We start from the raw sequence: 15,822 nt of genomic DNA on the forward strand, positions 1-15,822 counted from the left end.
AAGTGAAGCCACGCACCGGTCTCGCGCTGCTCGCCGCGACGGCGTTGACGTCATCGTTCGTCATCACGGTCGCCGCCAGCGGATCCGCGGACCCCGGCATCGCACCCCCGGCCACAGCCGTTCAGCCGGACCGGGACAGGCCGCGGGTCATCGCGATGACCGACGGCGAGATCGACGACTGGTCGACGATGATGCGATTCCTGCTCTACTCGTCCGACTACGACGTCGCCGGAATCGTCGAGACGAACTCGCAGTTCCAGCCGGTCGGGCATTCGGGCGAATCGTGGCTCGAGGACGAGATCGACGCCTACGAGGAGGTCTACCCGAACCTCATCGTCCACCATCCCGACTACCCGACCCCGGACTACCTCCGCAGCGTCTCGGTGGTCGGCAACGAGACCCGCACCGACCTGATCCTGGCGCCGGACCAGATGACCACCAGGGACACCGACGGTGAGCGGTTGATCATCGACCGTCTCCTGGACGACGACCCGCGCCCGATCCTCTTCGGCGCCTGGGGCGGCGCCAACACCTTGGCGCAGGCGCTGTGGACCATCAGGAACGAGCACTCGCAGGCCGACTGGGACAAGGCGGTGGCCAAGACCCGGATCTATGCGATCTGGTACCAGGACAACGGCGGGCGCTGGATCGAGGAGAACTACCCCGAGATCCAGATCTTCGAAGCCTTCCGGTGGGACATGGCCTGGAACTACCGCGTCCTGCAGGGTCCGGCTCCCGACTGGATCAAGGAGATGATGGACACCCCGTGGCTGTACGAGAACATCAAGTCGAACCACGGCCCGCTGGGCGAGTTCTATCCGCAGGAATACACCTCTGAAGGCGACACCCCGGCCTTCATCGGCGCCGTCGGCAACGGACTCGGCGACGACTTCGCCTACGCGGACTTCACCCTCGGCGGCTGGGGCGGCCGAGGAGAGCTGGACGAGCCCTATCTGCTGCCCCACCACTACACCGACCGCTACACCATCGCCGACGACGGCGACGCCCACAAGCAGTACTGGCGCTGGCTCCCGGCCATCCAGAACGACTGGGCCGCCAGGGCCGACTGGATGGTCACACCGGCGTACGAGGATGCCAATCACCAGCCGGTGGTACGTGCCAAGGGAGCCACGAGGACCGTCGCCCAGCCGGGCGACGTGTTCACCCTCGACCTGCGCAAGTCGTCCGATCCCGACGGCGACGAGCTGTCGTTCGACTTCTGGCACTACGGTGACCAGGATTCGGTGTCGGCCGACGTGCCGGTCTCGCAGGACGGCTCGGGCCGCGCCAGCATCGTGATTCCGGACGAGCCGGGCACGCAGATCCAGATCATCGGTGAGGTCACCGACGACGGCGATCCCGCTCTGACCACGTACCAGCGCTATCTCATCGATATCGGCACCGAGTACGTCAAGACCCCGGCCGAGCGTCCGGCCGACTCGATCGACTGGTCGGAGCCGGCGGCGATCTCGGGCGATGGCGACGTCAGCACCAACGGCACCCTGGTCAAGGCGGTCGACCTCACCGCGGGTGAGCCCGCCGCCTCCGTCACCGTCAACGGTGTCGAGTTCATGGGTTCTCCCTACGTGGCCGGCACGACGACCCTGGCCGGCGGGGACACCATGTACGCCACCGACTCCGCGCCGATCTCGGGTCAGCTCAACCGGGTGCTCGCGGGTGCGACGTCGTTGTTGGGCGGAACCGGCCTGCAGCCCTTCGCCGGTCTCTCGCAGGACTACCGCGAGCTGCTGCGGACCGGCTTCTACAACGACGCGGACGAATCCGTCGCCGACGTCCGCCTGGGCAACTACTCGATTCCCGAGCGTTACACGGAACGCGCCGGGTACGACCTCACACTGACGGATCTGACGCCGGGCACCGAGTACGAGATCCAGCTCTTCGTCAACGACGACAGCACCCGTCGCATCGGCACGAGCCCGAATCTCCGGCTGACGACGATCGTGCGCGACCAGGGCGGTGAGGCGTCGCTGCGCCACAACGCCGCCGGGGTCGACGGATCGCCTGGGCAGTACGTCACCGGCCGGTTCACGGCGACCGAGACCACCAAGGTGATCCAGCTCGTGGGTGGTCCCGGCAAGGGCGGCACCGACCAGCGCTCGGCGCTGCTCAACGCCTACCAGCTACGTCAGGTCGAGGACGACCCGGGCGGTGACGCCTGCCCCGACGGCCACTCGCCCTCCGGGACCGTCGTCCTCGGCGACGTCGACTCCGGCGTGGCGAACCACGAACGGCCCGACGGATGCACCCTGCTGGACCTGATCTTCGCGGCGGAGCCGTTCACCAACCACGGCGCCTTCGTCCGCCACGTCCAGCACATCACCACACAGTTCGTCGACGACGGTCTCCTGACCGTTCGCGAGCGCAGCCGGATCGTCCGCGCCGCCGGCAACTCCGACGTCGGACGCTGACGCTTCTCCATCCACGACACACCCATGGAGGTGGCCCGCAGTGCCTCAGCACACCCATCCACGCACGACCCGCTCAGCGAGACGCGCACGCCTGCCGCACGCCCTCATCGCGAGCGTCGCCGTCCTCGGCCTCGTCGCCGCGGCAGCACCCGCGACCGCCGTCACGGCCCAGCCCGCGACGTCGCCGTCCGCACCGGCAGCGCCGCCGCGCACCATCGTCACCACCGACCCGGAGCTGGACGACCTCAACTCCCTGCTGCGGATGCTGCTGTACAGCAACGAGATCGACATCGTCGGGCTGGTGTACTCGTCCAGCCAGCACCACTACCTGGGCGACCCGGCCACCGGCTTGGCGCCGCACCGCTGGCCCGAGCCCGGCGCCCGGCTGCACATCGACGAGGCCGTCGACGCCTACGAGGAGGTCTACCCGAACCTCGTCCAGCACGACTCGAGCTTCCCGACGCCCACGCACCTGCGCTCGCTGATCCGGACCGGCAACATCGTGAACGTCGGTGACATGGCCGCCGACACCGAGGGCTCGGACCTGATCAAGGAGGTCCTGCTCGACGACGAGCCGGGCCAGGTGTTCCTGCAGGCGTGGGGCGGGCCGAACACCATCGCCCGCGCCCTGAAGTCGATCCAGGACGAGTACCAGGGCACCCCGCAGTGGGAGGCGATCTACGACAAGGTCGTCGACAAGACGGTCATCACCAGCTTCGGCCAGCAGGACACCACGTTCACGAACTACATCAAGCCCAACTGGCCGGACATCCAGAACCGCGAGGTCGCCACCTCGATCTGGGGGTACGGCTCGCGTGGCGTCGCCAAGCCCGAGGACGCGTTCTACCACTCGACCGACTGGACGAAGGCGAACGTCTCCGACGTCGGCCCGATCGGCGCCGCGTACCGGGTCTGGGGCGACGGCAAGCAGATGGCCGCCGGCTTCGACGACGAGGACTACTTCGGCCTGTCCGGCTACACCGCCGACGAGCTCCGGGCGATGGGCTACCTGGTGTGGACGCCGCCGCAGCCGAAGGGGTCGTGGATCTCCGAGGGCGACTCGTCCAACTTCGCGCTGCTGATCGACAACGGGCTGCGCAACTGGGAGCAGCCGGGCTGGGGCGGCTGGGGCGGCCGGCAGATCGTCGACCCGAACGACCCGAAGCGCTGGTCGAACCGGGGCGCGCTGGACGCCGACGCGACCGGCGCCACGCCACGCGACTACCCGGCCGCACGCTGGTTCTCCGCCTTCCAGAACGACTTCGCCGCCCGCCTGCAGTGGACCGTCAAGGGCGTCGACGAGACCAACCACGCGCCGCGGGTCTGCGTCGCCCAGGGCCTGAACCTCACCCGCCGCCCCGGCCAGCCCGTCGTGCTCAACCCGCGGGCCTCCGACCGCGACGGCGACGCCGTCACCGTCGGCTGGTGGCAGTACCGCGAGGCCGGCACCTACCCGGGCACCGTCGACCTCACCACCAACCCCGGCGGCATCACCCGGTTCCGGGTGCCCGCCGACGCCCAGCCGGGACAGACGATCCACCTGATCCTGGAGGCCACCGACGACGGCTCGCCGGAGCTCACGCAGTACCAGCGCGTCGTCGTCACCGTCGCCGGCCAGCGCGACCCGATGGGCCCCGGCGGCCCGGGCGGCTGCGCGCAGAACTGATCCCCGTCCGGCCGGGCCACCGCGCGTGGCCCGGCCGGCCACCACGAGAGGGTCGGACACGTGAGGAATCGGATCATGCTCCGCGCCGGGCTGGCACTGGCGCTCGTGGCCGGTGCCGCCGCGGCGACGGGAACCGCGGCGACGGCGGCACCGGACGGCGGCCGCGAGGTCCGGGCCGTCGACGCGACCGTCATCACCGAGGTGACACCGGTCGGGTACAAGGTCATCGGTCTCGCGATCGAGTACGACGGCATCGTCCGGCTGGGCCGTACCGACATCGACGAGGGCTCCTTCGACGTCCAGGTGACGCTCACCCGGCCGGGCGCCGACCCGCGCACCGGGGCCCGCACCGTTCTCGACGCCTACACGACCAACGCACCCGCCCTCGCCGACCGGCAGCGGCCCGGCCGGTACCTGGTCCTCGAACTGGACGAGACCGACCCACTGGCGGCGGGTACCTACAACCAGACCTTCACCCGGTTCTACGACCTGGCCGGCGCCTACGAGGTGACCCAGGTCGCGGACGTCGTGGCGCCGTCGCAGACGTTGCCGGCCGATCCGCGGCCGGTCGTCAACAGCGGCGTACGCAACCCCGTGGTGGACGACTACGCGGCCGGCAGCTTCGCCACGCCCGCGGTCACGCTCCCCTACCGCCTGTTCACCCCGCAGACCCGGCCCGGCCGGCAGTACCCGCTGGTCGTGACGTTGCACGGGCACGGCGAGAGCGGCTCGGACAACGTCGCGCAGATCGCCGGCAACCAGATCTCGGTCGCGTTCGCCGATCCGGACCGCCAGGCCGGGCAACCGGCCTATGTGCTCTCGCCCCAGGCCGCCCAGGCCGCACCCGGCGCCGGCGGCTGGTGGCGGCCCGAGACGCAGGCTGCGGTCGTCGACCTGGTGCGGGCGACGATCGCGGCGAACCCCGCGATCGACCCCGACCGGGTGTACCTCACCGGGCTGTCGATGGGCTCCTACGGCTCGTGGGCGCTGCTGCCCGAGCACGAGGGCCTGTTCGCCGGCGCCCTCCTCGTCTGCGGAGCGGGCGACGATGCGGCGGCCGTCGCCACACTCGGCGACTTCCCGATCTGGGCCGTGCACTCCGCCGACGACGCGATCGTGCGCTACGACGCGCCGGGCTCGGACTTCCGGATCTTCACCGCGTTGGAGGCCGCCGGCGTCCCCGTCACCTGGAGCGAGTGGCCCGGCACCGCGCCGGACCGGGACCAGGAGGCGTACGCCGCCGACGCCCGCGCCCGGGCGGCCGCGACCGGCAGCCGGCACCTGTTCACCACCTTCCCGGCCGGCACGACGCCGTTGTTCAGCCACGGCTCCTGGATCCCCACGTACACCAACGACACGATCCTCGACTGGCTGTTCGCGCAGCGCCGGGCTAGCGGGGTCTGATCTGGAGGGAGTAGCTCAGCGTCGACGCCGAGGAGGTGATGTCGAGGTCGTGGATCACCCGCTGCTGCGCCCCGGTGAACAGCACGGTCGCCGACCTGGTGAGCGACAGCCGCAGCGGCGCTTCGAGCCGAAGCTCGAACGCGCCGCCGGGCCGCGTGACCTTGATGCCCACGGCCTGGACGCCGACGCCGTTCTCGACCGGCTGGGTGCCGCCGTCCGCCGTCAGCCACCGGACATCGTCGCCGGGGGCGACGACCAGCGGGAGCCGCTCGACGAACGACGCCTCGTTGGTCTCGACGTCGACGGCGAGCTTGTCCGGCAGGCAGTGGAACGTCTTCGCGACCGAGCCGCCGCTGGGCCGGTAGGCGTAGTAGGTGTAGTCGAACGGCAGGCTCTGGCGGACGTCACCGCGGATCTTGAACATCCGCGATTCCGAGTCGACGAAGTCGCGTGACAGCCGCGTGGACCACACGCTGTCGGTCGCCATCTGCGTCGCCACGAAGGCGCCCGTCGTGTGGTGGTAGAAGAAGGACGGCCCCTTCGGCACGGTGCTGCCCCTGGGGATGTTCCCGTGGTGGCTGCCGAAGTAGTAGCCCTGCCGGTTGACGAACAGGTAGTGCTGGTCGTAGCGGGTGTCGCTCCTGGTCTCGACGAACGGGCGGCCGAAGTACGGGAAGGACCGGATCGCCCGCATCCGCTCGTCATGGGTGGCGAAGGTCTGCGCCCGCTGCTCGGCGTACCAGATGTTCATCGGGTCGACGGGGTTGCCCATCGGCGTCAGCGGCTCGGTCGCGGCCGCCCAGTCAGACCGGAGCTCGTCGACGTGCTCGCGATGCCAGTTCAGCGCGACCGCCACCGGGCTGTCCGGCACCCACACGTTGAGCAGGTCGGGGTAGCTGCTCTCGTCGGTGGTGCGCACGGCCGGCAGGAAGCGCATGGACAGCCGGGTCGAGATGCCGTTCACCGTGAAGCCGGCGCCGTCGGGCTCCCACAGGTAGTTGAAGCGGCACCAGTCGAAGTGCTTCAACTGCAGCTGCTTGAGCCGCTCGTCGCCGTTCAGCTCGTAGAGCCGGGCGAACATCCGCGTGGTCACGTACAGCGAGTAGTGGGCATCGAACGCCGCCGCCTCGTAGAGATGGCCCGCACCCTCGCTCTGCGCGTTCTCGACGTAGTACGTCATGCGGTCCTCGTAGGACCGCCGGATGCGCGCGGGCAGCAGGTCGCGAACCATCCAGACACCCATGAGCGCCGGGATCACCTGGTTCGAGAACTCCGGGCCGACCGTCCAGACGTCCTCGTTCGCCGGGTCGAGGACGTAGTCGGCGGCGCGCACCAGCGCGGCCAGCACCTCGGAGCGGATGTCGTCGGCCCAGCCCACGCTCTCCAGCAGCAGCGCGGTCTCGCCCAGGAACACCAGGGCGTACGCGGTGACGTCGCGGTTGCGGTCGACGTAGCTCCACGCCGGGAACCAGCCGTCCGGGCCCTGCAGCGAGAGGTAGAACCGGATGCCCGCGTAGATGCGGTCGCGCAGCGCGGGGTCCAGATAGTAGGGGTTCCACTCGCGCTGCTGGGTGTAGAACCAGGACAGCGTGTAGACGCTCTGCTGGATGTTCGCGTTGTACGGCACCAGAGGCGTGCGCCAGTACCCGCCGGTGAACCAGCCGTAGGTCTCCTCGTTCTCGAGGTCCATCGTGTTGGCGAGGTCGGGCAGCGTCACCAGATAGCGCGCCAGCCGCTGCTCCTCCGCGGCGAACTGGCCGCGGACCAGGGTGGCCGGGTCGTACGGCGCGACGGGGGCGAGCGGGCCGCCGAGCGCTGCCGCGGCGCCCGGACCTGCCGGTGGGGCCGCCGCCGGGCCGGCCGCCGCCGGGTCTGCCGGTGCGGCCGCCGCGCCTGTCCGCGAGCCGAGCGCCAAGCCCGTCACGGCGGATGCGCCGAGGCCCATGAGCGTCCGCCGGGTCAGCCCTCCGGCCCGTGTCGCGGATGTGTCGTTCGAGTCCATCAATCCTCCTCGTCGATGCACTGATGGGGTCGATCGCGAGCAGTGATGTAACGCTGCATCAGCGTGGCACCCGGGCCAATCCGTGTCAAGAACGGCGGCGGCGCATAGGATGCGCGCAATGGTGACGGTCAAGGAGATCGCCGCGGCCGCCGGAGTCTCACCGTCGGTGGTGTCAGCCGTTCTGCACGGCAGCCGGCACGTGCGCATGAGCGAGGCCACGCGTGCGCTCGTCCTCGCGAAGGTCGAAGAGCTCGGCTACACCACGAACTTCGCCGCGCGCTCGCTGCGGACCGCGCGCTCCGGCGTCCTCGCGGTCGTCGCCCCGAAGCTGAGCAACCCGGTGTTCACGCCGATGCTCGACGGCATCCACGACGCCGCCGAGGAACGCGGCTACGTGATCATGCTGGCCGAGGCGATGCGGCTGGTCGACGGTTCGCGCATGCTGGAGCGGATCCTCGGCCACGGCCAGGTCGACGGCACCATCCTGCGGCCCAACGCCGACCTCGACTCCACCGGCGTCCGCTCGGTGCTGCAGCGCGAGGCACCGGTCGTCGTCCTCGACGAGGTGCCCGACCGCGCCCAGCCGTGGCTGGCCATCGACGACGCCGGCGCCGCGCGGGTCGCGACCGAGCACCTGCTCGAGCTCGGGCACACCCGCATCGGCTTCCTCGGCGGCTGGCTCGGCCCGCACGCCACGTTCCGGCCCCGCGAGGGATTCCGGCACATCAACCTGCGCCGCCTCGACGGCTACCAGGCGGCCCTGCGCGCCGCCGGCATCGAACCGCGCGACGAGGACGTCATCGAGTCCGACTACGCGGCGAGCGCCGGCCGGGCCGCCGTCGAGCGACTCGTCGCGCTACGCGACCGGCCGACGGCATTCGTCGTCAACAACGCGACGACCTCGGTCGGCGTGGTCGCCGGAGCCATCGCGGCCGGCCTGCGAGTGCCCGACGACCTCGCCGTCGTGGCGATCCACGACATCGACGTCCTGGCCGACGTCACCCCGACGATCAGTGCCGTGCGGATGCCGATGTACGAGCTCGGCCACGCCGGCGCCACGCTGCTCGCTCAGGCGATCGAGGGCGAGACCATCTCGTCGCACGTCCTGACCTCCCCGCCGCCGGAGTTGCGGCGACGCGAGACCACCTGACCCGCCGCCCCCATCCGCGGGTCGGGGGTCGGCTGGCCGGGCATGCGTGCGTCGGGTTCGTGCCGTTCGCCGTCGCCCTATTGCCCATTCTCTTGCCGCGAACGCGCGCCTCAAGCGGACCTCGGTGTGCGCCGTGGCGAGAACGGCGATCACGAGACAGCACTCGGGCACCCTGACGACACGAAACGCCCGTGAGCACCGGTTCACGCACCACTTCACCAGGCGTTCTCCCACTCCACCAGGCATGCACGCCTCGCAGAGCGGGAGAACGCCTAGTGAAGTAGGCGATCGTTGATGATCATCGCTGTCCACAAGCCACCACCGGCACCACCGGCACCAGCAGCCCCAACGGCACCGGTGGCGTCGAGGCGACGCCCGCCGATGAGCCGGTCGACGTCCGCGCACGACCGTGGCGTCGGCTGCGGAGCACGAGGTGCGCCCGCACTTCCCCCGTCCCCGTGATAGCTGCCACGTTCTGAGACCCCGCGGCCGTGGGTCAAGCGGTCCTTCGCCGGCGCGAAGCGCCCCAACGAGTCCGCTTGAGGCGCGGCTGCGCGGCTCAGACCATGGACAGCAGGGGGGACGACCAACCGTCGCCCCCGGCCAACGGCGCAGTCCCGAGCCAACGCCACGACCCCACGACGAACCGAACCGACCCTCGGCAACCGAACAACCCGCCACCGCCAGAACGCACCGACGGTCGCCACCACCGGCAACGCGCCGACCGTCGCCACCACTGCAACAGCCACCACTACCGTCATCACCACAGTCGGCAGCACCATCGCCGGCAACGCACCGGCCGTCACCACTGCGGCAGCGCCAGCACCACCGCGCCTAACGCACCGACCGGCGCCAGCACCACAGTCGGCGGCGCAGTCGGCACCACCGCCGCTTGCACCACCGCCGGCAACGCATCGGCCGTCACCACTGCAGCTGCGCCCAGGCGAGTTCGCCCCCACAGGCCGAGCCGAGGACCGTCCGATCGCCGCTGCCCTGTTGACACCGAGCCTCCGTCCCGCTTTGATGCAACGTAACATCAGCGACCTGAAGGAGCCCCGGTGACCGACCCGGCCACGTGTGGACCCACGATCCTGCTGCGATCGTCCTGGCAGACGCCGAACATCGGCGACGTCGCGCACACCCCCGGCGCGTTGCGAGCGCTGGCCCAGTACGTGCCGGACGCGCGGCTGGTGCTCTGGCCGGTGATGATCGGGGCGCGCGAGCGGGCCATGCTCGCCGCCGCGTTTCCGCGGGTGGACATCGTCGACGGCGACCTGCGGCCCGACGGCTCGGCGACGACACCGGAGCTGGCGGCGGCGCTGGACGCGGCGGACGTGCTGGTGCACGGGTCCGGCCCGAGCCTGGTCCGGGCCGACGACCTGCGAGTCTGGGCGTCGACGGGCAAGCCGTACGGCTTCTTCGGGGTTTCCGTCGACCCGCTCAACCCGATGTTCACCGGCACGCTGGACGAGATCGAGACGATGGTGCGCGCCCTCGGCCGCGGCGGCATCGACGACCACCAGCTGGCGGTGCTCGACGGCGCCGCGTTCGTGTACTGCCGCGACTCGATCACCGAGGTGTTCCTGCGCTCACTCGGCCTGACCGGACCGGCGGTCGTGTTCGGCCCGGACGCCACCGTCGCGTTCGACGTGCTGGACGAGGAGGCGGCCGCCGCGACGAAGGCCCGCCACGGCCTGATCGACGGCGAGTACCTGTGCGCCGTCCCGCGGCTGCGCTGGACGCCGTACTTCCGCATCCGCGGCGACGCGCCCACCAGGCTCGACGCCCGCCGCACCGCCTACAACGACCTGTGGGCCGGCCACGACCTCGGTGTCCTCGCCGCGGCGGTGGTCGCCTATGTCCGGCGGACCGGCCACCCGGTGCTCGTCGCGCCCGAGATGTCCTACGCCGTCGAGCTGGCCCAGGAGCACTTCGGCGACGCGCTGCCGTCCGACGTCCGCCCGTACGTCCGCGTGCTCGACCGGTTCTGGTCCGCCCCCGAGGCGATGACCGTGTACCGCGACGCACAGGCGGTCGTCAGCCTGGAGTGCCACTCACCGCTCATGGCGCTCAGCCAGGGCACGCCCGCGGTCTACGTCCGCCAACCCACCGACACGCTCAAGGGCCGGATGTACGCCGACCTGGGCGTCCCGCACCGCGCCACCGAGATCGGCGACGGGCCGGTCCCGGTGGTCACCGCGCTGCAGCGGATCCTCGACGATCCGGTCTCCGCGCGCGCGGAGACCGCGGCGATCCGCAACCGGGCGCACGACCGCCTGCGCGGGATGGCCGAGCACGTCCTGGCCTGCGCCGCACCACTGACCAGCCGTACCGCTCCCCCGCTGGGGACCTGACAAGGAGTGAGCCATGCGAACCGCAACGAAGCGCTCGTCCGCACTCGCCGTTCTCCTCGCCCTGACCCTCGGCGCCGCAGCCTGCGGCGGCGATGACGGCCAGGACGATCCCACCCGGCCGGCCGCCGACGAGGAGGTCGACCTGGACGCCGACGTCACCATCAAGGTCGGCGACCTGCCCCCGGCCAGCGAGCCCGAGGAACGCGAGTTCTTCGAGGGCCAGGTCGAGGCGTTCATGCAGGCCCATCCGAACATCACCGTCGAGGCCGGCGAGGAGATCTGGGACGTGCAGACGTTCCAGGCCAAGCTTGCCGCCGGCGACCTGCCGGATGTGCTCGCGGTGCCGTTCACCGAGGCCAACTCGTTGGCCGAGCGCGGCCAGATCGCCGAGCTGTCCCAGGCCATGGACCTCGCCGGGGTGAGCGCCGACCTCAACCCGGACCTCGTCGGCCTCGTCAGCTCCGACGACGGCGGCGTCTACGCCATCCCGACCGCGGCGCAGGCGCTCGGCCTCATCTACAACCGCGACCTGTTCGAGCAGGCCGGCCTCGATCCGGACGACCCGCCGCGCACCTGGGACGACGTCCGCGCGGCCGCCCGGCAGATCACCGAGGCGACCGGCGCCACCGGGTTCGCCACCATGACGACGGAGAACCAGGGCGGCTGGATGCTGGCCGCCGGCGTCTACAGCTTCGGTGGCACGATCGAGAATCCCGAGGGCAGCGAGGCGACGTTCGCCGACCAGCCGGCGGCCGACTACCTGGAGCTGCTGCGGGCCATGCGCTGGGAGGACCAGTCCATGGGCAGCAACTTCCTGTACAACGCGGCCGGGCTGGTGGAGGACTTCTCGGCGGGCCGGGTCGGCATGTTCATCGGCTTCTCCGGGCTCTACCGGCCGGCGGTGATCCGCAACGAGATGCCGGCCGAACGCTTCGGCATGGGCCCGATGCCGGTCGGAGGCGACTCCGACCCGACCGCGCTCACCGGCGGCGTCATCCAGGTCGTCAGCCCCGACGCGACGCCCGAGCAGCGGGTCGCGGCGGTGCGGTGGATCGACTTCTTCTACCTCGGCCAGTTCACCGACGAGACCGTCGCCGTCGCCCAGGCCTCGGCCGGTGCGACGGCGGGCCAGGCGGTCACCGTCCCGGAGCGGCCCGCGGTCAGCCAGGAGGCCTACGACCAGTACTTCGAGTGGATCGCGCCGTACCTCAACGTGCCGATCACCAACTTCGACACCTACATCCAGGCGTTCGGCGAGCAGACCCTGCAGCCGGAGCCGGCGGTGAAGGCGCAGGAGGTCTACAGCGAGCTGGACGTCGTCGTCCAGCAGGTGCTCACCGACGAGGGCGCCGACGTCGAGACGGTGCTGGACGAGGCGGCGACCGCGGTCGACCGGTTGCTGAGCCGGTGACGGCGGCGGCGCCGCCGGCGCTCGAGACCCGGGCGCGACCGCGGCCCCGGCCGCCGCGGCACGGGTCGCTGCGGTCATGGGTGGCCCGCGGCGGCCTGACGAAGATCGCGTTCGCGATCCCGCTGGTCGTCGTCTTCGGCTACTTCTCGTGGTGGCCGATCATCGACGGCGTCGCGATGTCGGTGCAGCGCACCAACCTCGTCGACGCGCCGGAGTTCGTCGGCTGGAGCAACTTCGCCTACGTGCTGAGTGACCCGCTGCTGCCCAAAGCGATCGGGAACACGCTGCTGTTCGCCGTGCTGTCGCTGCTGATCGGGTTCCCGGTGCCGCTGCTGCTGGCGACGTTCATGGCGGAGCTGCGCGGCGCCCGCCGGCTGTACAGCGTGCTGGCGTACCTGCCGGTGATCATCCCGCCCGTGGTGGCCGTCCTGCTGTGGAAGTTCTTCTACAGCCCGGAGCCGACCGGCCTGTTCAACACCGTGCTGGGGTGGTTCGGCGCCGGCCCGTTCGCCTGGCTGAACTCGACCGGCACCGTGCTGCCGGCGATCGTCGTCGAGGCGACCTGGGCCTACTTCGGCAGCACGACGATCATCTATCTCGCCGCGCTGACGTCCGTGCGCCGGGAGCTGTACGAGGCGGCCGAGATCGACGGCGCCGGCATCGTCCGCCGGACCTGGCACATCACGCTGCCGCAGATCCGCGGCGTCGTGCTGGTGATGCTGCTGCTGCAGATCATCAACACGATGCAGGTGTTCACCGAGCCGTTCGTGTTCACCGGCGGCGGGCCGAACAACGCGTCGACCACCATCCTGCTGATGATCTACAACTACGCGTTCATCGAGGGCGACTACGGCGCGGCGACGGCTCTGTCCGTCCTGCTCGCACTGTTCCTGGGCGTCGTCTCGGCCGTGTACTTCGCGGCCACCCGGAGGCTGAACTGATGCCGTCGCGGACCTATGAGCGCGGGGCGATCTCGCACGCCGACCGCAAGAACCCGCGGGTGCGGTTCTGGCTCGGCCTCACCCAGGCGCTGATTCTCGCCGGGCTGCTGGTGATCTGCCTCGGACCGCTGCTCTGGCTGTTCAAGGCCGCGGTGTCGAGCACCCAGGAGATCATCGCCGACCCGTTCGGGATGCTGTTCAACGGCGAGTTCCAGCTGGGCAATCTGACCCGCGCCTGGACCGACGTACGGGTCGGCGACTACCTGCTCAACACCGCCTGGGTGGTGCTCGGCTCGTGGGCGGCGACGCTCATCACCTGCGTCACCGGCGCCTACGTGCTCAGCGTGCTGCGGCCGCGGTGGGGCGGGCTGCTGTCGGCCGCCGTCCTCGCCACCCTGTTCATCCCGAACATCGTGTCGCTGGTGCCGCTGTACCTGACGGTGCTGGAGCTGCCCGGCCCGGGCTGGCGGCTGCTGGACACCTACTGGGCGGTGTGGCTGCCGCACGCGGCCAGCGCGTTCCTCGTCCTCATCGTCAAGCGGTTCTTCGACCAGATCCCGCCCGAGCTGTACGAGGCCGCCCGCATCGACGGCGCGGGCCCGGTGCGGGTGCTGGTCAGCATCGTGCTGCCGATGTCGCGGCCGATCCTGGGCGTCGTCTCGCTGCTCACGATCGTCGCATCATGGAAGGACTACCTGTGGCCGCTGCTCGTCCTGCCCGACCCCGGCAAGCAGCCCATCTCCGTCGCACTGCCGAAGGTGGCCGACAGCTTCCCGCTCAACGTCCAGATGGCGGCCCTGTTCATCGCCGTCGTCATCCCGGTGGGGCTGTTCCTGGTGTTCCAGAAGCAGTTCCTCGACAGCGCCGGCAATGCCGGCGCTCTGAAGGGCTGAGGTCCCGATGACGTTCGACCGCGACATCCCCGGCTGGTTCCTCGACGCCAAGTTCGGCATCTTCGTGCACTGGGGCGCCTACTCGGTGCCGGCGTGGGCGCTGCCGATCGGCGAGCTGGGCGCCGTCGACCACGACGAGTTCATGGTCACCTCCCCCTACGCCGAGTGGTACGCCAACACGACGCGGATCCCCGGCAGCCCCGCCGCGCTGCACCGGGCCGAGACCTACGGCGACGAGCCCTATGACTCGCTCCTCGACGCCTGGCGGGCCGAGCGGTTCGACCCGTCCGGCTGGGCGTCACTGTTCGCGGGCGTCGGCGCCCGCTACGTCGTGCTCGTCACCAAGCACCACGACGGCATCTGCCTGTGGGACGCGCCCGACAGCGGGACGTACAACACCGTCGCCCGCGGGCCGCGCCGCGACCTCGTCGGCGACCTGGCCGGGGCGGTGCGCGGGGCGGGGCTGCGGTTCGGGACCTACTACTCCGGCGGGCTGGACTGGCACATGACCGACCTGCCGCCGATCAGCCGGGCGGCGCACCTGGACAGCCACCGGCCGGTCGACGCCGGCTACGCCGCGTACGCCCGTCGCCAGCTCGAGGACCTCGTCGAGCGGTACCGGCCGGACGTGCTGTGGAACGACATCAACTGGCCCGACGCCGGCAAGCCGGACCTGCCCGACGTGTTCCGCCGCTACTACGACGCCGTCCCCGAGGGTGTGGTGAACGACCGGTGGGAGGCGGGCTGGGCGGACTTCCTCACCAGCGAGTACTCCGCGCTCACCGACCGCGAGGCCACCGGGCGGCCCTGGGAGCACATCCGCGGCATCGGCCTCTCCTTCGGCTACAACGCCACCGAGACCACCGAGCACCACCTCACCGGCCCGCAGCTCGCCCACCGCCTGGTCGACGTCGTCACCCGTGGCGGCAACCTGCTGCTGAACGTCGGACCGCGGGCCGACGGCACGATCCCGGAGGAGCAACTGCGCCCGCTGCTCGGACTGGGCGACTGGCTGGCCACCCACGGCGACGCGATCTTCGGCACCCGCCCCTGGGCGGGCCCGGCGGCGCCCGGAGTCCTCGGCTGGACGGCGGACGACGCCCACGTCTACGTCCACCTCGCCCCCGACGAGCCGGACGGGTTCCCCCGGGTCGAGCGCTCACCCCGGCCCAGCTGACGCCGGCGGAACCAGCCGATGCCCGCGGAACCGGCGGATGCCGGCTTTGATCCGCCCCGGTCCGTCGGCCTCGCGGGCATCCGCCGATCCAAAGAGACGTGCCGTGGGGCCGGCCCAGGGCCGGCCCCACGGTCTCACGGTCGTGCTGTCAGCTGGTCAGGCCTCCTGTTCCGGTGCGGCGGCGGGTGACGACCAGTGCCGTCGCGCCGGCGAGGAGGAGCAGCGCTCCGACGACCAGCAGCGGCGTCGAGTTGCCGCCGGTGTCGGCGAGGTCGTCGTCGGTGCCGTTGTCGCCACCGTTGCCGCCCCCCTCGTTGCCGCCACCACCGTTGCCGCCGTTGGCACCGTTCTCGTCACCGTCGTCGCCGCCCGGGGTGTCGGGCGGTTCCGGCGGT

Annotated in this window: 12 protein-coding genes; 9 read left to right on the forward strand and 3 right to left on the reverse strand. The window is 71.0% G+C overall.

The window, feature by feature from the left end; translation table 11 throughout:
• The first annotated feature begins 2 nt into the window (after window positions 1-2).
• The 3 genes from DZA62_RS11700 to DZA62_RS11710 are packed head-to-tail and all read left to right on the forward strand — an operon-like array spanning window position 3 to window position 5,499.
• Entirely contained in the window at window positions 3-2,429 is a 2,427-nt protein-coding gene (locus tag DZA62_RS11700; RefSeq protein WP_198663652.1) for a nucleoside hydrolase-like domain-containing protein, read from the forward strand.
• A gap of 40 nt (window positions 2,430-2,469) precedes the next feature.
• Window positions 2,470-4,095, forward strand: a complete 1,626-nt coding sequence (locus tag DZA62_RS11705) for a nucleoside hydrolase-like domain-containing protein (protein WP_116949050.1) — start codon at window positions 2,470-2,472, stop codon at window positions 4,093-4,095.
• Between the two features lie 60 nt (window positions 4,096-4,155).
• Window positions 4,156-5,499, forward strand: coding sequence for a PHB depolymerase family esterase (locus tag DZA62_RS11710; protein ID WP_157987609.1), 1,344 nt, complete (start codon window positions 4,156-4,158; stop codon window positions 5,497-5,499).
• Here the strand turns inward: DZA62_RS11710 and DZA62_RS11715 are convergent.
• Window positions 5,486-7,501: a hypothetical protein gene (locus DZA62_RS11715; protein ID WP_116949052.1), complete on the reverse strand. Its 2,016-nt coding sequence runs from the start codon at window positions 7,499-7,501 to the stop codon at window positions 5,486-5,488. The two genes, DZA62_RS11710 and DZA62_RS11715, sit on opposite strands and share 14 nt — an antisense overlap.
• A 118-nt stretch (window positions 7,502-7,619) precedes the next feature.
• Between DZA62_RS11715 and DZA62_RS11720 the strand changes: the two genes are divergently transcribed.
• Window positions 7,620-8,651: a LacI family DNA-binding transcriptional regulator gene (locus tag DZA62_RS11720; RefSeq protein WP_198663653.1), complete on the forward strand. Its 1,032-nt coding sequence runs from the start codon at window positions 7,620-7,622 to the stop codon at window positions 8,649-8,651.
• Between the two features lie 802 nt (window positions 8,652-9,453).
• Here DZA62_RS11720 and DZA62_RS37200 read toward each other — a convergent pair.
• Window positions 9,454-9,576: a hypothetical protein gene (locus DZA62_RS37200; protein WP_269813867.1), complete on the reverse strand. Its 123-nt coding sequence runs from the start codon at window positions 9,574-9,576 to the stop codon at window positions 9,454-9,456.
• Between the two features lie 133 nt (window positions 9,577-9,709).
• On the opposite strand from DZA62_RS37200, the gene DZA62_RS11725 reads away from it, so the two are divergent.
• The 5 genes from DZA62_RS11725 to DZA62_RS11745 are packed head-to-tail and all read left to right on the forward strand — an operon-like array spanning window position 9,710 to window position 15,427.
• Window positions 9,710-11,005, forward strand: coding sequence for a polysaccharide pyruvyl transferase family protein (locus DZA62_RS11725; protein ID WP_116949056.1), 1,296 nt, complete (start codon window positions 9,710-9,712; stop codon window positions 11,003-11,005).
• A gap of 13 nt (window positions 11,006-11,018) precedes the next feature.
• Window positions 11,019-12,416, forward strand: a complete 1,398-nt coding sequence (locus DZA62_RS11730; RefSeq protein WP_116949057.1) for an extracellular solute-binding protein — start codon at window positions 11,019-11,021, stop codon at window positions 12,414-12,416.
• Window positions 12,413-13,357, forward strand: coding sequence for a carbohydrate ABC transporter permease (locus tag DZA62_RS11735; RefSeq protein ID WP_116949058.1), 945 nt, complete (start codon window positions 12,413-12,415; stop codon window positions 13,355-13,357). The genes DZA62_RS11730 and DZA62_RS11735 overlap by 4 nt, the downstream gene beginning before the upstream one ends.
• Window positions 13,357-14,250, forward strand: coding sequence for a carbohydrate ABC transporter permease (locus tag DZA62_RS11740; protein WP_116949059.1), 894 nt, complete (start codon window positions 13,357-13,359; stop codon window positions 14,248-14,250). The genes DZA62_RS11735 and DZA62_RS11740 overlap by 1 nt, the downstream gene beginning before the upstream one ends.
• Window positions 14,251-14,257: 7 nt before the next feature.
• Entirely contained in the window at window positions 14,258-15,427 is a 1,170-nt protein-coding gene (locus DZA62_RS11745; RefSeq protein ID WP_116949060.1) for an alpha-L-fucosidase, read from the forward strand.
• 148 nt (window positions 15,428-15,575) lie between these two features.
• On the opposite strand, the gene DZA62_RS11750 is transcribed toward DZA62_RS11745, so the two are convergent.
• Window positions 15,576-15,822: LAETG motif-containing sortase-dependent surface protein (locus DZA62_RS11750; RefSeq protein ID WP_116949061.1), on the reverse strand; the 247-nt coding region annotated here is incomplete at its 5' end.

Source organism: Jiangella endophytica, assembly GCF_003427025.1.
GTDB lineage: Bacteria > Actinomycetota > Actinomycetes > Jiangellales > Jiangellaceae > Jiangella > Jiangella endophytica.